The organism is Bacillus sp. TE9106W, assembly GCF_054062215.1.
Genome location: NZ_JBSSFA010000003.1, coordinates 22,441 through 44,188 on the forward strand (window position 1 = coordinate 22,441; position 21,748 = coordinate 44,188).

Sequence of the window (21,748 nt, forward strand, 5' to 3'; positions counted from 1 at the left end):
ATGTTACACCTTTAAGACATACCCAACACCTCTAACAGTGTGAATAAGTGGTACGTCCACATTACAATCTACTTTTTTGCGCAAATATCGAATATATACGTCAACAACATTTGTATCGCCATAATAATCAAATCCCCAAACATTCGTTACAATTTGCTCACGGTTTAACACTTGATTTTCATGCTTCATTAAAAATAGTAATAAATCAAACTCACGTGGTGTTAAGTCGATTAGACTATTCCCTCTTTTCACTTCTCTCGTTTTCTCATCTAAATATAAATCTGCAATTTGATAACTACTATTTTCCTCTTCTTTTACTACATTTGAAATTCTTAAACAAGCACGAATTCTCGCTAATAATTCTTCTATTTGAAATGGCTTTGTGATATAGTCACTTGCTCCTTGATCTAAACCACTAACCTTGTCAACAACTGAATCACGAGCAGTTAATAAAATAATAGGTATTACAGCATTTTTCAAACGTATTCTTCGAAGAACTTCTAACCCACTTATATTTGGAAGCATTACATCAAGTAATATTAAATCCCAATTACCATTTCCGAACTTTTCCATTGCCTCTGTACCTGTTTTTGCAATTTCACTTTCATATCCTTCAAATTCTAATTCTAACTGCACGACACGAGCAATTTTTTCTTCATCCTCAACGATTAAAATTCTTTCTCCCATAAAAGCCTCCTATAATATATATTTGCACCATTTTAGTATAACAAGTAATACTTTCCTTCAAAAGAAAAAATACCCAATATGTTTTATCCTTAATGAAAAAAATCAGGAATGAAATATATTCCTGATTTTTAAAGAGATAATCCAACCCATTGCCAATATGCATAGTAAAATATGACCATTACAAATATATAAATAACACTTAAATAACTACTTAATTTTAATAAATCTTGCGGTTGAAAAGTTTCTCTATCACTTTCTTGAAATAATAGTAGTGCTTTAGAGCTGACCGGAAAGGTTAAACAATAATTCATTCCAACAATACCTAAAAATAAGACAGCTACTTCATTTAATTGCAGACTACTTGCAAAGTATAGTAGTGGTGGAATAAAAATTACTGCTCTCGTAGTGTGAGATGTAATATATAAATGTGATGTAACTGAAAGGATAACAATTACGAGTAACACGATGAAAATGGATTGCTTATTAATTAATTCTGTTACTAAAAATAAATTCTGCATAATCCATTGCGCTGCACCGCTTTCCATTAATGATTTCCCTAATGCAATTGCCGCTCCAACAAATAAAATTAAATTCCAAGAGACACCTTTTAAACTTTCTTTCCACTGCATCACACCGAGTTTTGGTAAAGTTAATAAAAATACTCCTATTATAGTTACAGTTGCAATTTCCAAACCGTGTAACCATTCCGTTAGCCAAAATGCTACCATCGCTATTAAAATGCTTATTGTATACTTTTCATTTCGTGATAATTCAAACTTAACTTTTTTCTGTTGCAGTTTCGTTTTTACTTCCTCTTTGTCTAAAAATAGTACTAATATTACGCGACAACTTATAAAGCTCATTATAATTCCAAATGGTAATCCCCATATTAACCACTCTACAAATGTAATGTTTTTATTATTAAATTCCTTTAACATATCTAGAGCGATTAAATGTGAGCCTGCCCCAATAATTGTAGAACTTGTTGAAACTAAAATCACAGTAGGCATTAAAATTGCTAATGCTTTCGCAATTCTTCTACTTCCAATTTCTTTACATATAGCTTGAAAAACAGGTAATACAACTGCTGCGCGTCCCGATGTAGATGGAATAAAAAAGGCAAGTATTTGAATAATCATTGTTAAAATCCAGCATAATCCTGATATATTACGAGCACGATTCACAACAAAGTACGTCATTTTTTCAGCTAGACCGGTAATTTGAAGTGCTCTTCCTAAAATAAACGAACCAATCATAAGCCAAATGACATCCGAAGCTAGCGAATCAAATAAAAGATCTTGCTTTGCTGTTCCTGAAATAATTAGAAATAATACAGAACCGAGTGCAATATAGGCCGAATTTATCGTTGTTGTTGTCCATAATATAATTGCAGAGCAAAATCCAAACAAACTCCATTTTGCTTCCATCGTTAATGATGATGGAAGCAAAAGAACTATTTCTACAATTAATATAAGCGCTACGGGCAGAACCCAGGATGACTTAACTTTCGGAGTATCATTATTATCCACATGTAATTCCACTACATTTTTTTCAATCATGATACGTACCCACTTTTATTTAAACGAGAAGCGATTTGATAGCCAACTAAAACTGTACGCATCGTACTCTCTGTACAATCACGAAGCCATTTCTCCGCATTAGAAAATGCATTTTCTAATGAAGATGGCATTGGTAATATGCTTGTATATGCATCAATTCCGTAATCGTAATTAATACGTGCCCCTTTACCAACTGTCCCTACTAACGCTATTACTGGTAATCCATATCTTTTTGCACATTTAGCCACCTCAGCTGGAATTTTCCCACGTGGTGTTTGAAAATCTATACTTCCTTCCGCGGTAAATACAAGATCACACTTTAACAATAATTTATTTAGATCCATATACTTCATAATAATGTCGTATCTCGGGTGAAGCGTTGCCCCAATTAAAGCTTGCAGTCCAGCACCAAGACCGCCAGATGCACCACTTCCTGGTGTATGATGTACATCTATCCCTATATCTTTTTTTATAATAGAAGCATAGCGTTCCAATGCTTTTTCTAGTTCTATTACTTGTGCTTCGTTAGCACCCTTTTGCGGACCAAACACTCTAGCTACTCCATGCTCACCGCATAATTGATTAAACCAATTACAAGCAACATCGATTTGGACATGTCTTAATCTAGGATCTACTTGTGACGTATCTATTTTTGAAACTTGTAATAAAGAGGTGCCACCTTGAATTTGTATTTCCTTTTCATCTTCATTTAAAAACTTTACACCTAACGCTTCAGCCATACCAGCACCTCCATCAGACGTACCTGAATCACCACATCCTATTAATATACGATCTACTCCTTTGTTTAAAGCTAATTCTATTAACTGTCCAACACCGTGAGTAGTCGTTTTCCTTGGATCACGTAAATCTCTCGGTACAAGGCGTAACCCAGCTGCCGCAGCCATTTCAATAACAGCTGTACGCTCACCGTTTCTCGTTTCAAAAACACCAAAATAAGATTGTATCTCATCTCCAACAGGTCCCGTTACTTGTACTTCATACATTTTCCCACCAGTAATATTTATAATTGCCTCTGTAAACCCTTCCCCGCCATCAACCATCGGTAAAGTCTCTACAGTAGCAAGTGGCATAACTTTTAAAATCCCCTCTTTCATTACATCGGCAGCTTCCTTCGCCCCTAAACTTTCTTTAAATCCTGATGGTACAACTAAAATACGCATGTATTATGTCTCCCTTCACCTTATATATCTTTCGTATCTACGGCTTATATTAAAGATGAAAAAAGAGAGCACAATTAAGCTTACATTAAAATTTGATGAGAAAGTGCTGAATTTTGCGAACTAAAAAATCCGTTGCACTATGAAATAGCGCAACGGATACACTCCTTTACTCTTTATTCAATTTTATTTCTCTATTACGGGACCATACTTGTACGATTTCGCGCTTCCTGTACTCAACAAGCAATTGCTTTAAATTTATATTTTGTAAGTTTTGTAGTAACAGTATGACACCTTTTGTACATCATGACAAATACTATATTAAAACTTACGAGTTCGTTAGTTTTATATACATTCCATGTGTTTATATTTATCGCCCGGTAAAATGTCATCTCGCCTAAGCTCGTACTTCGTTTTTTCGACGTACAATGAATTAGAGAATCTATTCAAAGTTGTATAAACTCTACCTACTAAATTAGGATTTTTTTGTTTATATAAAAACTTTGCAACAGAACCTTTAAACTAAACTTCAAATCCAATTACTATCCATTCATCAACAATGTCCCAAAAATTCATATTATATCTAGGCTCTTTATTCGTCCACCATAAAGTCGCATTATCATTATTAGAATTCTTAAAATCTACTGCAACATAACCACCCATACCACTTTTAAAGAAACCAAAAGTAGTTTGTAAATCAATTTGTAAAGGTTCTTCTAACTCCTCAATAATACCCCATTCATCATCATCAAAAAAAGTTACATTTTCTAAAGGAACTAAACCCATAGATTGACTCGCATAAAAATAGAAACCATTATGAACAGTTCGATAAAAATTTCGTATTGTTGAAGGAATCTTATCCCAAGATTTTTCTAATTCTTCATTAACTTTTTCCCGTAGCTTTGCAGTAGGCGTTCCATCTCTTAATTCATCATATAATTCCTTTGAGATTCTTCTTTCCCCGTATCGAGGCGGTGTTCCAATATCACCCGTACCCTTAACAACCTTACTCTCCATATACTGATAAGCCTCTTTCAGAGAATACTGTCCTCCTCCTGAGACATTTCCTACTCCGGCCATGGCGAAGCCTTTTCCCTCACCTGGGATCCATTTGTACTCCAGTAATGTTTTTACTGCGTGCTGGATCTTTTCATTCCCCTGTAAGACGGTTGTTTTTACGGTTGTGACACCTTTGTTCCATAGGCTTCCGATTTTGTCGGCAAATCCTTTTGCTGTGGAGGCTACAAAGTTTACACCTTCTTTTACTTTGTGGCTGGTTGTTTTTATACCATCGACAGCTGCTTTTTAGTAGATACTCTTTATTTTCTCAATCTAACAAAATATTAACTTTTTTATTATAACTTATTTCTATACTAAGACGAAAAAAGCACTTGTTGCCTATCATAGACAATCAAGTGCTTTAAGTTCATATGTTGTTAAGTAGCATAAATTTGTAAGTTTTGTAGTAACAGTATGACACCTTTTAGATGTCATGACAACTACTACGTTAAAACTTACGAGTTTGTACGAGTTCGTTAGTTTCGTATACATTCCGTGTGTTTATATTCATCACCTAGTAAAATGTCATCTCGCCTAAGCTCGTACCTCGTTTTCTTATTCTATCATTGCACATAGTACTCTATGATGGTACAACCATCATGAAGTATGTATTTTCAAACACACTATTATTTTTTCCTATCCACTTCACATATATTTTGTTTTTCATAGATTATAGTTAAAGCTTATATCCGTAAAAATATTTTTGTCCCTTTTCCCAGTTTTCACTTGAAAGTTCGTTTATATAGTCAATAAAATCTTTATAATTACTTGCACTAATAATAGTGTTGTAATCCGCAGGTACTCTTTTACCAGTCCAAATTGATAATAAAGATGGTATTAATTCCATTTTTAATTGCTCCTCATTATTAGCAGCAATCATAACCCGCTGAATCAATTTTTTAGCTAAGTCTCCAGGAAAAGCTAAATTCTGTTGAAAATAATAACTATTTGTATCCTTCTCCTGACAATACTTAAAATAAAAATTTCCAATTTCATCTATAGTTGCATCTTCACCAATTTGATCTTCAAAATTAATAAAGGAATCAATAGAGTCTCTTATAATAGTAGCTGTATCACTGAATTCCTCCCACTCTTCAAGTAAAGCCAATAAATATGGAATTACCTCAAGAGAAAGTGAGGTTGTGGCTGCTGATGCAAAAGTGTCTACTGTTTCTTCAGTTACCTCACTAAGAAAACGGAGATTATTTGAATCCCTTAAGTCTTCATGTGTTGCGACAGATAAAAATACTCTAATACATAAATTCAGAACCGCTTCATCTTTAGTCTGATTCATTAATTGAACTAATAGTGGTTTTTGAGTAAAATCCCCCGTTTTAAATAATTCTATTAAGTTAAATAAAACTTCCGTTTCTGTTAAAGATTTTAAAATTTTTTCTTTTATTTCCGATTTAGCTAAAATTGTTTTTTCTCCAAACCATATACTATTCATAAGATTTCTCGTTTCTCCCATAAATGCACCTACTTTCATTAAATTATCTCTTTCCATTTTCTCGTTGCCATTTCAGAACTTTATTTTGAAAAACAGTAACCTCAGTATGTTGTGGATTATTACCAAATACAATAATCCCATTTTCATTCTCATGTATTTTTAGTACCTTAGCATTTTCTTTACCATAACCCATTTCATGATAAAAATCCAAATTCAAATCATCAATTTGCTCTCGACGAATAGTCGATTCTCCTGTATTCTTTATATTTGAACTTACATTCTCTCCCCCAAAAGATAAACCTTGTACATGGTGACCTTTTTCAAGTTCCCCTCTTCTAACCAACGCTTGATAGTCTGCTCTTGCTTCCTTTAGTTCTTTCCCCTTTACTATTGTAGATTCATCAGGATTAGGATACCAATCAGGGTTAGTTTCGTGTAATTTTTTTGCCTCATCATAATAAGGTCCATAAACATCCTTACTCGAAGAATTATTACCCGTACCCTATGTTGTAATCTTAAACCCTCACAATAAAAAAACAAACCCTGTAAAACCTTATTAAACTACTTCCTTCTCTTGTACTTCCGGCAACTCATAAGCTGTTTTATATTTCATCATGCCATATACAATGTTTACAAGCCTTCTCATAATACATACCAATGCTTGTCCTTTTGTTTTTCCTTCTTTAAGCTTCTTTTGATAGTACGCATGAAACACTGGATTTCGTGGCATCTTACTGCCTTTTGCTACTTGCACTTGCTGTACTGCTAAATTATAAAATAAAGCGTGTAGCGCCCTGTTTCCTTGTTTGCTTTTGTGTGTCTTACCTTTCCCACCAGAACCAAAGTAAACAGGCGCAATCCCCGCAAATCTTGCTAATTTGTTTGCATTTGAAAATCTTCTTACATCTCCAATTTCTGCAATTAATGCTGATGCCGTCACAAGTTCTATTCCCGGCATCGTCTCTAATTGATAATCTAGTAAATTTACTAACTGTTTTAATTCTTTTTCGATGTATTTCATTTCCTGCTTTTTAAACTCAATGTCCCGTACAATACTTCTTACTAAAAAGTCTCGTATTTCTTGATATTCCTTCATTGTATGTCCATCTTCTTTTACAAGTTTTAATATGTCGCTTGCTTTCTTTACTGAACATGTATTGTTGCTAACATCTAATAAAAAAGCTGTTAATTGCTTTATATTCGCCCCCTCTAAACAAGAGGGTGACGGATATTGCTGCCAAAATGCTAATGCTGTTTTCCCATCTAACTCTGAGAAAAACTTTTTATAGCTTGGATAATGATGATTTAATTGAATATGTAGTTGATTCTTTAACGCACTTTGTGCTTTTACTAATGCATTCCTTCTTGATACTAGTTGTTGTATCGACCAAAATAAATCGTTTGGCTTTGCATCTGGCAGTTGATTAAATTTGTTTACCAGTATGCGTGCTACACATTCTGCATCCCAACTATCATTTTTTTGTATCATCACTTGGCTTTTTCGTTCTAAAAATGATAAAGCTGGATTTACTTCTTTCACAACTCGTTCATGGTCTACTAAATATTTCGCTAACGCTCTTCCATAACCACCAACATCTTCTAAACCAAATACAACAGTTATCCCATCACACACATATGTCTCTACTTCTAATAAGAACTTCGAAAATGCAGATGGTTTATTCTCAAATTGTATTTCTCCTAGTTTCTCTTGCCAACAATTAATAATAACAGCCGTATGATGCTCCTTATGTAAATCTACTCCTACATACAAATAGTTCTGTCTATTATGCATAACTCATCCCTCTATTCAATGATTTAGTCATATATAAAAACGTCGGCAACCTTAGTTCGAGCGTTCATCTTCCGATGCGCATAGGTACGCAAGCCTATCCATTTTCATAATTTCATAAGTACATATAGTAAAATGAGCTAATTTTTTAAGTGAATTTATAAAATAATTGCTGGATGTTTCCCATTTGTTTGTATTTGTCCGTATGTATACACCCCTCGATAAAAGTTCTCTCGGTCTAACATACGTTTCACTTGTACTTTCGTAAACAGCTTTCCTTTCTCTGTACGATAACCATCCCTATTCAGTCTTTCTGCCAATTGAGTTAGCGACCAATGTTTAAAAAAGTGTCTTAATTCAAATAGTCTCCGTACAACTACTGCTTTCTCCACATCTACTTCTAACACTTTTTGTCCTTTCTTTACTCTATAACCAAACATCACACCGCCACCTGCATATCCACCTTGTTCCGCTTTCTTTTTTCTACCTCGACTTAGCTTTAATGCAATCTCAAGACGTTGATATTGATCTAGTAGTTCTAACATGCCAGTTACTAAAAAGTCATTTGGGTCATGCGTGTATATACTATAATTTGGTTGTTCAATTGCTTTCACATCTACCTTGTATTTCTTTAGCTCTCGTTGTATTAACACTTTTGCCATATCAGAGCGCCATAACCGAGATGTATTGAGTACAATAACTTTGCTCACTTGATGATATGCAATATCCGACAATAGCTCTTGTAGACCTTCACGTTCAACTGTTAATCCATCTTCATCTACTTTCGCTCCGCTGATTCCTTTATCTTCGTATATGTGAAGCAGTTGTAGTTCATTTTCAATGCAGTACCGTTCAATTTCTTCTACTTGATATGTTAAACTGTACCCTTCACGTACTTGCCCTTCTGTTGAAACTCGTACATAACCAACTACTTTCTCTTCCATATTGAGTCCTCTCCCGTTACAGCAATTAAAGTCCCTGTAACGTTTACCCGTTTTTTGCGGATAACGTATGCATAACGTCCATCCGTTAAAACGTACTTTACGATGACTTCAAAAAATAACACAACCCTTTATTTTTCCCTCTACTATCGTCGTACACTGTAGATAGCCATTACAATCTATAAAACAACAATAAAAATTTAACACTTAATGCACTTATAAAATTATAATGCTCTTTTAAATTTCTACGCTAAAACGCAAAAAGCACTTGTTGCCTTTAATTGACAATCAAGTGCTTTAAGTTCATATGTTTTTAAGTAGCGTAAATTTGTAAGTTTTGTAGTAACAGTATGACACCTTTTGTACATCATGACAAATACTATATTAAAACTTACGAGTTTGTACGAGTTCGTTAGTTTAATATACATTCCATGTGTTTATATTTATCGCCCGGTAAAATGTCATCTCGCCTAAGCTCGTACTTTATTTTCTATTCTATCATTGCACACAGTACTCCATGATGGTACAACCATCATGGAGTACATACTTTCAAAAACCCTTTTATTTTTTCTATCTACTTCACATATACTTTATTTTTTATTCATATATACTTATGCGTATTTAAATTTAGCACCGCGAACTTTATCATATTCGTACATAAAATATAATTTAGTATAGTAAGCTTTATAAAATCACTATAACTAAACTCATTTATTTACTGTAATGAGTTTTTAATGTTTATTTATATTTTAGGAATATCAATTATATTTCCTGGTGACTCATTAATAAGAATATCTGAAATACTTGGGTTCCTTTTTTTCAACTTGAATATTTGAATTTTTGTTAATTCAGGGCTAAATGATATATTTTGTGTTTTAAACTCCAAATTCATAATTTTATTTTGAAGTTTTAATATAAAAACCTTCCATTCTTGTAATGGAGAATTCGAAACTTCCTCCGGACTTTCTAATAATCGATATCCGTCTGCATAATGAAACATTAGTAATCCCGTTCCTAAGTCACAATCTTTGTTTTCAAGAATTGCATTTGGTATATCAAATCCACTATTCCAATTATAATTTGCTGCAAAACAATGAAGGAGTATTGGATTATCTATATTCTTTATTCGGCTAATTGTATCCTCTTTATTTGTATTATAAAGTAATTCTTCAAGCAAACTAATATCTTTATTTTCCATTACACCTTACCACCTTACTAATATTTACTTATTTTGTATTTCCAATTGTTTTAGCTTTCTTTCCCAAAGTTCTACTGTTGCACCTTGGCTTGGGTACAATGGTAAACCATTCCCCTGTAATTTTCTTAAATTTTTTTGCAGATCATATACCTGCTTTTGTAAACTATCAATACTTTGGTTAATATCCATTTTATTTAATGCTCTTGCAACTACTTCATTGTAAACAGAATGATATCCTCTGTGTCTAGCCATTGTACTTATATTATCATCTGGTACTCTTAAAAAAATACCGTTTGATGAGTCATCAAAGTTCATACCTATCTTTTTAATTACGGGATTATCTGCCATTTCAGAAGGAATAATATGCTGTGCTTGATATCCACTCCATTTAGTTGAACGTCTAAGCCCCATTTCTGTCATCATATTTTTTCCTAATTTAGTAGAATTTCCTCCTGTTACAATACCCGGAGTACCAGGAATAATCCTACTACCTTCACCCGTACCCTTAACAACCTTACTCTCCATATACTGATAAGCCTCTTTCAGAGAATACTGTCCTCCTCCTGAGACATTTCCTACTCCAGCCATGGCGAAGCCTTTTCCCTCACCTGGGATCCATTTGTACTCCAGTAATGTTTTTACTGCGTGCTGGATCTTTTCATTCCCCTGTAAGACGGTTGTTTTTACGGTTGTGGCACCTTTGTTCCATAGGCTTCCGATTTTGTCGGCAAATCCTTTTGCTGTGGAGGCTACAAAGTTTACACCCTCTTTTACTTTGTGGCTGGCTGTTTTTATGCCATCGACAGCTGCTTTTCCAGCCACCATTGTTACGCCTTCGCCTAGTTTTTTTCCTGCTTTTACAATCGTCTTCCCAAAGCTAGAAGCGACATACTTTATTCCTTTTCCAGCAAGACTTGCCACTTTTCCAACAGGAACAAAGTTTAGGAGTGTCCAACCTGCGGCGATGAGTCTTTCTTTTGTTGATAATTCTTTTCCTGTAATAGGGTCTTTACCGGTAACTGCACGAATTGCATCATTTACTCCAATGAATTCAGCTGCTCCTTCTATTCCCTTTTCCCACCATGATTTTTCATTTTTCTTTTCTTTTTTATGGGCTTCTTTCAATTTTTCATTTTGTTTCTTTTGATATTCTTCATCAGCTTGACGAAACTTTTGAGCGATACGCCGTAATTCTTTTTCTGTAACTTGTAAATTACGTATGTAAGATTCCATGAGTCTCATTGATCTCATATATTCCCCATAAAAATGCTGACTCGTTGCTCCTTGCCATTGCATTTGAATACTAAACATAGATTGATTGAGATTTTGTTGTATGTTCTGGCTGTGTGTTTGCATCTCTGATATGTTTTTGGCAATTTGTTCGAGTTGTTCAGGTTTGACCTTAATTTCCAAACCTTCTCCCACCTTCCTCTATTTTATACCAAAAAGGAATAGAACTGCATCAATTTTTACTTATCCCCTTTAGAAAAAACATCAAAAATACTATTATCACAAATCGCTTCAATTTCTTCCTTTACAAATAATTTTTGAAATTTTGTTCCTGGATTTAATATTACATTTGCCTCTAAATCTATTGTCTTTAATAATTCAACTGCATTCATAGAGACATACGGACATTCTTCTGGAATAACCATTTCTAAATGTTTCAAATCAGAATACAGTGGTAACATTAATCCTTCGTCCATTTCAAAATAATGAATTTGCAATTGTGTATTTTCAGTTGAAATCAAATTCCCTTCTTCATCTACAGTTGTATCTCCCTCTACCGAAGCAACAACATACAAATTTGATTTCTGTAATATCTCATAAAAACGAACTCTTTTTTCTTCATTCTGTAAAGCTTCCACTAACGCCTCATCTAATGGACAAATTTCTAGTAAATTCATTGAACTTCACTCCTTATGCGAAATAATTTCGCCATCTTACTCAAGGTAAGATGGCGAATGTTAAATCTAATTATTTTTTAACGTTCATAGATTTAATTTTTTCTACATTCTCTTTTGCTTGTTTCGTTATTTCTCCATTAATAGCATTTGCATATTTATCACGACTTAAAAATTCAAAACATTTATATGCATTATTCGTATCAGTTGCGGACATATATCCTGCACCTTTATTAAACATTTTTAGAGCTACCGTATTCATCCATTCTTTTGCATCTGCTTCCGGATATCCTAGTTCCATAGAATGATAAGTTAATTCAATTGCTGAAGCTAAATCTTCAATTGTATCTTTATTCCCGCTTACCTTTGCAGCTTCAAATGTACTCAAATACTCAATTGCCGCTTTTACCCCATCTTTAATTCCTAACGCTTCAATACCTGGTGTTTTATATAAAATTTGATAGTTGTTTAGCGCTGATTTATATTGCGTTTTTTCTAACTGTTTTGCTTCTTTAATTACAAGACCAGCAACATTAGAAAATCCTGTTTTGTCAACAACACCGCGTGAAGCTGCTTGACCATAATAATGTAAAGCATTATAAAGGCTCGTTTGTCCTTCTTTATTCGCTTCATCACCTGCTAATTGCACAAGTTGAATTCCCTCCATTTTTTTTGATGCATTCTCAATCATATTCATACCACTAATTTGGCCAATCGTTTTATCAATATCTTTTAACTGTGCAAGTAATGTGTATGATGGTAATAATGTTTTACCTACTTCACTTTGCCATCCTGTCGTTCCATTCATTTTATTCCATTCATTTTCTGTATCTGTCCATAATTTATTCGCATAATTCACCATTTCTTCTCTTGAACGTTCCAATGGGTGCTTTGTACGAATTGCATTTGCAATATTTAATACCGCTGTATAATATTCTCCATTATTTGCAGCATCGTTTGCTTTTCTTTCAAACATTAGCGGCATTAATAATTTATGAGATTCATCTTGAACAGATTTTTCTACTCTTGCCGTATTTGCTAATAAATTCGCTTTATTTATAGCGTCTTCCACTGTAAATTTAGGATCTTTTATTTGTCCTCGAAGTCCCTCTACAGCCGCACTAAATTGCTGTTCTAATTTTTCTTTTTGTTCGCCTGTTCCCCTATCAATATACTGATTTGCTAATAGTAAAGCATTTTCATATTGTGGATTTGCTGGATTTAAATACGTTTCTATTTGATCAATCTCTTGACTAAATGGTTCAGATTTCACTTGCGCTTTTTGAGTATTAGAATCTATAGTATTCGTTTTATCGTTATTTTTGACATCCTCAGTCTTTGAATCTTTTAGGTTTTTCTCTGTTTCTGTACTTGTTGCCTCATTTCCTCCTGTAACTGCTTTTTCTTCATTACTACTTGTATTTTCTTTTACCGGGCTTGCTTTTTCTTTTGTCTCAGTTGCAGACATCACTACTGATGTTTGGATATTAAGGTTCTGTAATTCTTCTTGTAATAGCTTGTTGAAAATATCTTCTACATCTTGATTCGCTTTTTCTACTAATGCAGGATCTACGCTTTCAAATACTGATGTAACTAAATAAAATTTACTTAACGCTTGTTCTAAAGATGCTACATCCCCTGTATTTGACCACGCTCTTTTTTCTTCTGTTGCTGTTTGATAAACTTTTTCTGCTACAGATTTAATATAATCTTTCTTATTTTCACTTAAATATCTTTGTAACTCTTCTTGTGTAGTAACCGATTCATTTAGTACATTCATTTGATTACGTAAATAGAATAGTGCTCTCTCATTTGAATATTCACCACTTGTAAGAATTTGTTCTACATTATCTAATGCTAACTTATGTTCAGCTATCGATTTTGATTTTGATGGTGTATTCAATTGGCTAACGAGCGTCCAGTCTTCTTTTTTGCTATAGTAGCTCGTTAAATTATTTAATGCATTTTCATCCAGTTCTTTTTGACTTGTATAAAAATCATTAAAGAAAACAGATGAATAGTATTTTCCATTTCCAGCGTACCACTCAACTAAAATATCTCCCGTTTTTGGTGATACTGTAATTGTTGGGTGTGTTGGTGTTGGATCCGGTTTTTGTTCTGGTTCTGGTTTTGGTTTTGGTTCTGGTTCTGGTTCTGGTTCTGGTTCTGGTTTTGGTTTTGGTTCTGGTTTTGGTTTTTCTGTTTCAGTTCCTCCTGTTCCAGTTCCTCCTGTTTCAGTCCCTTCTGTTCCAGTTCCTCCTGTTTCAGTTCCTCCTGTTTCAGTCCCTTCTGTTCCGGTGTTAGTTTTTGGCGGTTCTACAGTAGATGTAGGTAATTGAGCATTATCATTATTTTTACTTGGTTCCGCCACAGGTCCAACCATATTAGTTGGTAAATCTAGTTTTTGTGGAGTTGGTGCATCTGATAATTTGATTTGTGGATCTTTCTTTTCCACCGATACTTCATCAGGTTTATACGTTACTGGCGTAATTGGTGATTTATTATTTCCAATTAAGTCTGCTAAATTAATAGTTGGTTTTTCGCCGGGTTTTTCATCTTTTTTTGCAGGATCAGCGACTAAATTTGGGAACATAGACTGTAAATCGCCCCCTGTAATACGATCATCTTTTTTCTCTTCTGTATTACTTGCTAGTTTTACCGGTTCTTTTCCTGCTGTCCTAAAGCCTTTGTCATACACAAGATATCCTGACGTTCCAAGTAAAGCTACTGACATTACTGATATAGCGACTTTTTTCCCTAAGTTATTATTGTTTTCCTCCATGTCCTTTTCCCCTTTTCCTATCTTTATTGAATCCAACCGTTTGTTTTCATTTCTGTTAGTTTTTCTTGGGCGGCTCTTACTTCAGAGTCATTTTCATTTGCCTGCACTGTTTTTCTTAAGAAGCGACTTGCTTCCTCATATTTTTTCTGTTTAATTTTAAACATCCCAAATGCAAAATTCACATGCGGATTTTCATCGTTTTGTGAGTATGCTTCTGTGAAAAGCTTCTCTGCTTCATTTCCTTGTCCCACTTTATCGTATAAAATCCCTATATTTACAAGCGTATTTATGTCGCGTGTTCCACTGCTAACAACTCTATTGTAAGCTTCTAACGCTTGCTGATATGCAGCAGTACTTTTTGCGCCATCTCGCGTTTCATAAAATTGGCCCGCTTCGTAATACACAATTCCTAGTTGATTTAACAACTCAATATTTTTCATATCTTTTTGAATCGCTACTTGTAAAATGTGAGATGCTTGTTGATAATTCATTTCTTTCTTCGCACTATCAATTAAGTTTGTTTTATTCCAAAGCACATATAAATTTGAAAGTTCAATTGTATATATCGGGTTCTTTGAATCTTGCATAATAGCTTCTTTAAAGAAAGATTCTGCTTTGTCTAACTGTACAGTTGCTGTTGAAAGTTGACCTTTTAAATACGAAACAATTGCCTTATCCTCATTTGTTTTCGTGCTCATTTTGACAATAACATCTTCTGCCTTTTCAAATTCTTTCATTTTCATATGACTTACAGCTAAATCTCGCATTGCATCTTTTTTATATGGTTCAATTCCTTTTGCATTATTTGCTAACGCTTGTTCAAAGTTTTGCACTGCTTCTTGATATTTTCCAATGCGGAAATTTGCTGAAGCTAATAAATAAGCAGCTTCATTATTTTCTTTATCTATTTCTCGATCTTTTATTAGTTTTGTAATATAGTCGATTGCAATTTTATTTTTTCCTTCAGCAACGTAAATCGTTGCTAATTGGAGATATGCCTCGTCTTTCCCCTTCACAGCAATTGCATGTCCAACAGCTTCTTCTGCTTTTGTATATTTTTTGTCATCATAAGCTTGTCGTGCTTGTTCCATAAACTTTTGATATTTCGCGTTTGTTGTATAGAAATAAAATAACGTTGAACCACCTATTACAACAACTGCAGCTGAGCCAATAATCAAAATTCGCTTTTTATTCTTTTTCCACCATATAGAAAAAGCAGATGGTTCACTTTGTTCATGAGCTATTGTAAGTGGTTGATTCGATGCTTTTGCATTTAAAATCTCATCATCTATATCATATTCCACTTGTTTTTTCGTTTGTTTCCGGCTCTGTAGAATACTATTTGGAACTGTAATTGTAGCTGCTACTTCTTGCTGCGACTCTGTTCCTTGTCCTTCTTTTATCTCTTCAATAATGCTTTCGATTTCCTGTTTTAGCGCCTGATCAATGTTTGGAAATTGTACGATTCGTGAATAGACGAAACAAGCAAATGCTGCATTGTTTTCTCGTTCCAATTCAGTAGCTAATTCCAAATAATGTTGTAGGACCATTTTATTATTTATTTCAGGCTCTTGACTCTCCATAGTTTGAATGATATATGCGAGTTCTTTTTGCAGAGCTGTTGATGAATTGAGTGAATTGAAAATTATTTTATATTCATATAATGCCGCTTGTTTAAATCCTCTCTCTTCTAATAATCTTGCAATTTCCAAACATTTTGATACAAAAAGAGAGTGTTCTTCTGCTGACTGCCTTTCCGCATCAATTTTTATTCTTTCTCTCGCGCTATTAAATACATCGTACCACTGTGCAAAGCTTGGGCATTCTGCGAAAGAATTACTACTCCATGCCTGCTTAAATAATTTTGCAATTTCCCCGTTCCATTGATTATGTAATACTTGCTGAAGTAACGTATATCTTTCACATTCTGTCTGCATTTCTTCCGTTTTAAAGTAACTTGCATCAGTCCATTTTTTATTTCGAACTTCTTCACTACACCAACTTAATATTTCTCCTAATAAAATAGCACCAGCAAACCGATCGGCTTCTTTTTGCCATACTCCACTTGTCAAATACTTTGGTGCGTAACCTGCTGAACCTGCTGGCAATAATGAAGGTCTTTTCGTTTTTGGGCCATACATTTGCTCAACATCAACAAGTTCGATATTGTGTTGGCCTTCAATTGCATTTTCACTTAAAAAAGGTACAAGTACGTTGCTAGACGATAAATCATTATGAGCAACTTCATTTTCCTCCATCATTTTAAGCGTTGTAAGAAATGCTTCTGCAATAAAGAAACATTGTTCTTTTGATAACATTCGTTGTTCTTGTAAAATATCAGCCCAAGTTGGCCCTTCAATCCAAGGCATTACAATACTATTTGCAAGATCTTCTGATTTTTTGATAGCAGATGTATGTTCTTCTTTAGTAACGATATAACGTGAACATACTTTCAGACCCACTAGGGAAGAAAGTGGTTTTAAAAATGCTAGTTGATGTTTTTCCTCACGATAGCGTTCCTTAAAAACTTTTAATGCAATTCGTTCTACACCATTTTCCTGTTGTAATTGATAAACTGTTCCTTGTCTTCCCTCTTGACCATAGGGCATCTCAATACCAATTACAGCTGGGTGTTTCTCAAAACGATAAACATCTTTATTAAGATTAATTTTTTCTCCTACTTCTGGTCGGAATCCCATTTTATCCCCTTACTCTCGTATAACAATTTTTCAAAAAAAGACCAGGAACAATAGCTCCTGGTCTTTTGCAATTGTTCTATTCTTAGTATGCGTTATCTGTGTTACGGAATTTATCAGCGATACGTTTTAAATCTGTTGAAATACCTTCTAAAATTGGAATGTATTGTTGCATTGCTTGTTTAGATTGGATAAATTCTCCACGGAATTTCGCTTGTGTTGCCCCAGCCCATTGTCCTTCTAAACTATTAATATCGCCTTCAAGTCTATTAATTTGACTTTGTGCTTCTCCTGCTGCGTTTTTAAAGTTTCCTGCGATTCTTTCAAGTTCTTCTGGTGTGATTTTAATTTCTGCCATTGTAATAATTTCCCCTTTCAAATCATAAATGATACAACAATTAGATTATAAACTATATTCATACAATTTTTAAAGAGCTAAATTACAAAAAAATTCTATTTTCTAGTAATTTAACCCTATTTTAATATTATTTCACTTTTAATTCAGCCCATTTCACACTAATTTTATCTATCATCGTGCGAAGTAAATGTAATGGTGTATATGCACATTTTATTTTTATTGGCTTTCTACGTATGCAATATCCATCCCCGCTTAATAATTCTTGATCCATTTCAGTATGTGGTAGCTTCATATTAAAGAAATACACATCGTTATTTTGTGTCGTTCCCAGTAAATATCCAATACTTCTCTTTCTAATTTCTGCGAACCATTTTTCATGAGAATAACTATTTAGGCTAGATGTAGTAGCTGCAGTCATAAAGTGAATCCCTTTATTTTTACAGTTTTGGACTATTAGTTCCATTTTATTTTTCGCCTCATAATCAGTAGATAATACAGTTAACATTTGATCAATATCATCAATTGCAATCATTATTCTCTTATATGGAAACTCCGCTGTTACGTTTGGATCTAAAGAAGGCATTACTGCTTCTCGATTATTTATTAACTCTAACAGTTCATCTAACATTTCTTTTAATTGTATAGCATCTGTAACTTTCTTCTTCACATGAGGTAAATCTCCAAGAGCTAATATACCTGTAGGTCTTTCACCAAGATCCACTAAGTATAGATCAACTTTTTCTGGCGAGTATTGGTATGTAGTAGTGAACAGAAGTGTTTGTAATAGCGATGTTTTTCCACCTTCTATTCTTCCTCCAATAAATATATGACTCATTTCATCTAAAGAAAAGCTTTGTAAACGAATATCCTCTGTTTCTATACCTGCTGAAATTTGGGCTGTTTCTAATTTCCCAAGCATATGCTCTACAAATATTTCTTTAGGCACCATTGGAATAGCTTTTGCTTTTTCACCATTCCATTCTCCATTCATTTTTTGAATAATTGTTTTTAATTGTTGAGAATACTCAAGTTCACTTTCCCCGATAAATGGCAATGCTGCTTGGAATAATTCCGGCGGTTGCCCTTTCATTAATCCACGGCCAACAGGAACTTCAATTAACGGGAATTTAGGTCTGCCTACTAAGTTATGGTATTCTGTTCCATCTTGCAATTCAAATGTAAGTGCCATCGGTATATTATTACGAACACGATCGAACATATCAATTGTTTGATTCAGAGAGAAATAGAAATAAACTCCGTATGTACTTGATTCACGCAATAATAATTCTAATACTTCATTTTCTTTCTCGAATTCATTTTTGAATCTTATATAACCATCTACCATTACTACTATAGCTGGTATTTTCTTTTCTACCATTCGGTTATACATAGAGAATGACTTTGCACCAATATTAGAAAAACTCTCTTTTCTATTCGTGATTTCCTGCTTTAAAAATCCGAATAGACGTTTCATTTTCTCATTTTCGCCCTCTTGTATAATCCCGCCTATATGAGGTAAATCTCTAAAATCTAAGAACATTCGACCAAAATCAATAACATAGAAATTCACTTCTTCTGGTGTGTGAGATACAGCTAAGGACATAATAATCGTTTGTAACATCGTCGTTTTCCCTGTACCTGGCATACCATAAATATTTAAATGCCCTTCTTGTAAATCTAACTTCAGGGGATATTGCGCTTGATTTGCAACATCATCAATTAATCCTACTGTTACTTGTAAATATTCTTTCGGTTTATTCCAATCAGCAATTGTCCAATTTTCCATAGCATAAAATTCTTTTAACAATAATTTTTCTGGTAATGGATCCAGCCATGGTCCTGGTAATGCTTTAATATTTTCTTTTTCTGATACGCTTTGTACATATTGAATAAAAGCTTGTAATTGTTTTGGACTATTTGTCATTGGTTTGGGGCGCTTTTTCACTTTTATTCTTTCACCGGAAAGCTTCACTTCTGTAAAATCAACAATATCAAGCACTTTCTCTTCATCTGGATTATAAGGTGCTCCGCTCCATGCAGATTGGAATAATTCCAATACTTCATTGCTACCAACTTGGAGATACCCTCGTCCTGGTACATTGATTTTTGATGCATCTGGAATTTTTAACATTTCACGACTATCCGCGTCATCTTGTACACGCAAACAAATTCGAAAACGTGAGTTACTCCAAATCTTGTCATTTACAACCCCTGAAGGTTTTTGAGTTGCTAATAATAAGTGAACCCCTAAAGTTCTTCCTATGGCAGCAACACTAATTAGCTCGTCCATAAATTCAGGTTGTTCCTTTTTCATTTGAGCAAACTCATCAATAACAATAAATAAATGTGGTAAAGGTTCTTTTTCACGCCAGCTTGTTTCGTAATATTCATCTAGATGCTGAACATTTCCAGCCTGAATAAATAATTTTTGTCTTCGTTCTAATTCTGCTTTTAATGAAATTCTGGCACGCTCAATTAAGTTTGGATCCTCTAAGTTCGTAATAGATGCAATAATATGCGGTAATCCCGCAAAGGTGTTTGACATTCCACCACCTTTATAATCGATAAGCATAAATGCCATCTCATGAGGGTGATAGGTTGCTGCTAACGCTGCTATTATAGACTGAATCACTTCACTTTTTCCTGATCCAGTTGTACCAGCCATTAGACCGTGCGGCCCATGCCCTTTTTTCTCTATTTTATCGTGAATATTTAGAAAAACAGGTTTACTTCCTTCTCTTACACCAATTGGAACTGGTAATGAAGTCGGATATCGATTTTCTTTCCAGCGCTCTAGCACTTGTAACTCTTCCATGTTTTTAGCTTGAAACAAGTCTAAAAATGTTAATACTTTCGGAATGTTGGCTGCTGTAGAGCTTTTCATCCGAATTGGAGCAATGCTTCGCGCTCCTAGTTCACATCGTTCGAATGAAAGTCGATCTACTTTAAAACTAGCACGCGTTGTCCCACTATTCTCAGCTGAACTTGAAAACGTTTCGACTAACTCACCATTTTCTCCATTTAAACTTATAACAAGATCACATTCCATCGGTAGCCGTTCCTTTTGTTCCGCAAAAATAAATGTAGAAGCTCCTACACTTTCACCTTCTCTAAGTAACATTGGAGTTAAAGGGTCATCTTCTAAAAATTCTCTCGCTGATAAGAAAAAGACATACATCGGAATTAAAGGAACTTTTGCATCCGCTTGCGCAGAAGAATTATAGATTCTACGCATGTTAAGTGGGGTAAATAGTACTTCAGCTAGTTTCTGTGCATCTTGTTGATTTTCAGATAAAAAGCGCATACTTCTCTGTTCATCCCATACGTGAGGAAGCCACCTCATCCAATCCCACTGCTTTTTCTCCTTCTCATGATAAAATGCTGCTATTTTCACTTCATTTGGTGCATGATGCGTCATAATTTGTGTCGTTACAATTCGAATAAAGTTTAGTCTATCTTCTTTATTTCCGACTACACCAATTACATCGTTTTTTTTCAAAGAAATTGAAATGTGTCCATTTGGTATCGTATTGAAATCCCTTTTCACATTTTGCGCTTCTGTAACTAATGGATTTTCTTCATAACCTTTCTGTTCAGGAACCTTTAATTCTACAAGAAATGGTCTTTCTCCTGTACCAATACGAATATCTAAAAAGTCTGGGCTTTCAGGTGTACGCTCCCATAAATTACTTTCCCGATTTTCAATTCTTTGTACACTTTTTAACGGGCTTGGATTTTGTGTAATTAAATATTTTGCTTGTTCAACCTTTAACGTATCTAATTCCACTCGATGCTTTTGAATTTGCTCTAAGTACCTTGTTTGTAATTGTTCAACCATTTGACGATGTTCTTTCTTTTTACGGAAATGCCCCATCGTTGTAATTACATATGATCCCAACATTGGAATACTTGAAACCATCATTAATGGCATATAACTTGAATTCATCTTCATAAATTTCATCATTACAAAATATAATACCAATGTTAAAACCGTCATCATTGCTGGCAGTAACATTGTTTCAATTGAAAACTTCGGCTCCTCCGGTATATTCGGCGGATCATGAATAATAACATCTCCTGTTGGTATATCTACTTTCACACGCGGAGAGCGTTGAAAATACGGTGATTTTTGCACAAAACATTTCTC

At 34.1% G+C, this 21,748-nt stretch carries 14 protein-coding genes and 2 pseudogenes; all 16 read right to left on the bottom strand.

Annotation, left to right across the window (positions count from 1 at the left end):
* Positions 1–3: 3 nt before the first annotated feature.
* The 16 genes and pseudogenes from ACVWY7_RS06545 to essC all read right to left on the bottom strand — a co-directional run bounded on the left by ACVWY7_RS06545 (position 4) and on the right by essC (position 21,736).
* Positions 4–687, bottom strand: a complete 684-nt coding sequence (locus ACVWY7_RS06545; RefSeq protein ID WP_000504574.1) for a response regulator transcription factor — start codon at positions 685–687, stop codon at positions 4–6.
* A 128-nt stretch (positions 688–815) separates the two neighbouring features.
* Positions 816–2,246, bottom strand: coding sequence for an SLC13 family permease (locus tag ACVWY7_RS06550; protein ID WP_000570742.1), 1,431 nt, complete (start codon positions 2,244–2,246; stop codon positions 816–818).
* Entirely contained in the window at positions 2,243–3,427 is a 1,185-nt protein-coding gene (locus ACVWY7_RS06555) for a glycerate kinase family protein (RefSeq protein WP_001221976.1), read from the bottom strand. Before ACVWY7_RS06555 ends, ACVWY7_RS06550 begins: the two co-directional genes overlap by 4 nt.
* A 519-nt stretch (positions 3,428–3,946) precedes the next feature.
* Positions 3,947–4,309 (bottom strand): annotated as a pseudogene (locus ACVWY7_RS06560) (SMI1/KNR4 family protein); the annotation flags it as partial.
* A gap of 96 nt (positions 4,310–4,405) precedes the next feature.
* Positions 4,406–4,729: pseudogene (locus ACVWY7_RS06565) on the bottom strand (WXG100 family type VII secretion target); the annotation flags it as partial.
* Positions 4,730–5,159: 430 nt separating this feature from the next.
* Positions 5,160–5,972 carry an Imm47 family immunity protein gene (gene imm47 / locus ACVWY7_RS06570; RefSeq protein WP_087952378.1) on the bottom strand — a complete coding sequence of 271 codons (813 nt, stop codon included), beginning with the start codon at positions 5,970–5,972 and terminating at the stop codon, positions 5,160–5,162.
* A 4-nt stretch (positions 5,973–5,976) separates the two neighbouring features.
* Positions 5,977–6,276, bottom strand: coding sequence for a hypothetical protein (locus tag ACVWY7_RS06575; RefSeq protein ID WP_105989475.1), 300 nt, complete (start codon positions 6,274–6,276; stop codon positions 5,977–5,979).
* Positions 6,277–6,489: 213 nt separating this feature from the next.
* A complete protein-coding gene (locus ACVWY7_RS06580; RefSeq protein WP_144507756.1) occupies positions 6,490–7,725 on the bottom strand; it encodes an IS110 family RNA-guided transposase in 1,236 nt (411 codons plus the stop codon).
* A 155-nt stretch (positions 7,726–7,880) separates the two neighbouring features.
* Positions 7,881–8,666 carry a recombinase family protein gene (locus ACVWY7_RS06585; RefSeq protein WP_000391695.1) on the bottom strand — a complete coding sequence of 262 codons (786 nt, stop codon included), beginning with the start codon at positions 8,664–8,666 and terminating at the stop codon, positions 7,881–7,883.
* A 739-nt stretch (positions 8,667–9,405) separates the two neighbouring features.
* Positions 9,406–9,861, bottom strand: coding sequence for a DUF4274 domain-containing protein (locus ACVWY7_RS06590; protein WP_000428102.1), 456 nt, complete (start codon positions 9,859–9,861; stop codon positions 9,406–9,408).
* 24 nt (positions 9,862–9,885) lie between these two features.
* Positions 9,886–11,274, bottom strand: coding sequence for a WXG100 family type VII secretion target (locus ACVWY7_RS06595; RefSeq protein ID WP_142395550.1), 1,389 nt, complete (start codon positions 11,272–11,274; stop codon positions 9,886–9,888).
* A 56-nt stretch (positions 11,275–11,330) separates the two neighbouring features.
* Positions 11,331–11,768: an SseB family protein gene (locus ACVWY7_RS06600; RefSeq protein ID WP_001050357.1), complete on the bottom strand. Its 438-nt coding sequence runs from the start codon at positions 11,766–11,768 to the stop codon at positions 11,331–11,333.
* Positions 11,769–11,838: 70 nt separating this feature from the next.
* Positions 11,839–14,547, bottom strand: coding sequence for a hypothetical protein (locus ACVWY7_RS06605; protein WP_456523709.1), 2,709 nt, complete (start codon positions 14,545–14,547; stop codon positions 11,839–11,841).
* 23 nt (positions 14,548–14,570) lie between these two features.
* Positions 14,571–17,246 carry a tetratricopeptide repeat protein gene (locus ACVWY7_RS06610; RefSeq protein ID WP_456523710.1) on the bottom strand — a complete coding sequence of 892 codons (2,676 nt, stop codon included), beginning with the start codon at positions 17,244–17,246 and terminating at the stop codon, positions 14,571–14,573.
* Positions 17,247–17,328: 82 nt separating this feature from the next.
* Positions 17,329–17,601 carry a WXG100 family type VII secretion target gene (locus ACVWY7_RS06615; protein ID WP_000807831.1) on the bottom strand — a complete coding sequence of 91 codons (273 nt, stop codon included), beginning with the start codon at positions 17,599–17,601 and terminating at the stop codon, positions 17,329–17,331.
* 127 nt (positions 17,602–17,728) lie between these two features.
* The gene (essC, locus tag ACVWY7_RS06620) at positions 17,729–21,736 is read right to left on the bottom strand and encodes a type VII secretion protein EssC (RefSeq protein WP_456523711.1); all 4,008 of its coding nucleotides are present in this window, start codon (positions 21,734–21,736) and stop codon (positions 17,729–17,731) included.
* Positions 21,737–21,748 lie beyond the last annotated feature (12 nt).

Excerpts from the sequence above, each read along its gene's own strand:
- ACVWY7_RS06545 (WP_000504574.1), bottom strand. The coding sequence starts at position 687 with ATGGGAGAAAGAATTTTAATCGTTGAGGATGAAGAAAAAATTGCTCGT.
- ACVWY7_RS06550 (WP_000570742.1), bottom strand. The coding sequence starts at position 2,246 with ATGATTGAAAAAAATGTAGTGGAATTACATGTGGATAATAATGATACT.
- ACVWY7_RS06555 (WP_001221976.1), bottom strand. The coding sequence starts at position 3,427 with ATGCGTATTTTAGTTGTACCATCAGGATTTAAAGAAAGTTTAGGGGCG.
- imm47 (WP_087952378.1), bottom strand. The coding sequence starts at position 5,972 with ATGAAAGTAGGTGCATTTATGGGAGAAACGAGAAATCTTATGAATAGT.
- ACVWY7_RS06580 (WP_144507756.1), bottom strand. The coding sequence starts at position 7,725 with ATGCATAATAGACAGAACTATTTGTATGTAGGAGTAGATTTACATAAG.
- ACVWY7_RS06585 (WP_000391695.1), bottom strand. The coding sequence starts at position 8,666 with ATGGAAGAGAAAGTAGTTGGTTATGTACGAGTTTCAACAGAAGGGCAA.
- ACVWY7_RS06590 (WP_000428102.1), bottom strand. The coding sequence starts at position 9,861 with ATGGAAAATAAAGATATTAGTTTGCTTGAAGAATTACTTTATAATACA.
- ACVWY7_RS06600 (WP_001050357.1), bottom strand. The coding sequence starts at position 11,768 with ATGAATTTACTAGAAATTTGTCCATTAGATGAGGCGTTAGTGGAAGCT.
- ACVWY7_RS06605 (WP_456523709.1), bottom strand. The coding sequence starts at position 14,547 with ATGGAGGAAAACAATAATAACTTAGGGAAAAAAGTCGCTATATCAGTA.
- ACVWY7_RS06610 (WP_456523710.1), bottom strand. The coding sequence starts at position 17,246 with ATGGGATTCCGACCAGAAGTAGGAGAAAAAATTAATCTTAATAAAGAT.
- ACVWY7_RS06615 (WP_000807831.1), bottom strand. The coding sequence starts at position 17,601 with ATGGCAGAAATTAAAATCACACCAGAAGAACTTGAAAGAATCGCAGGA.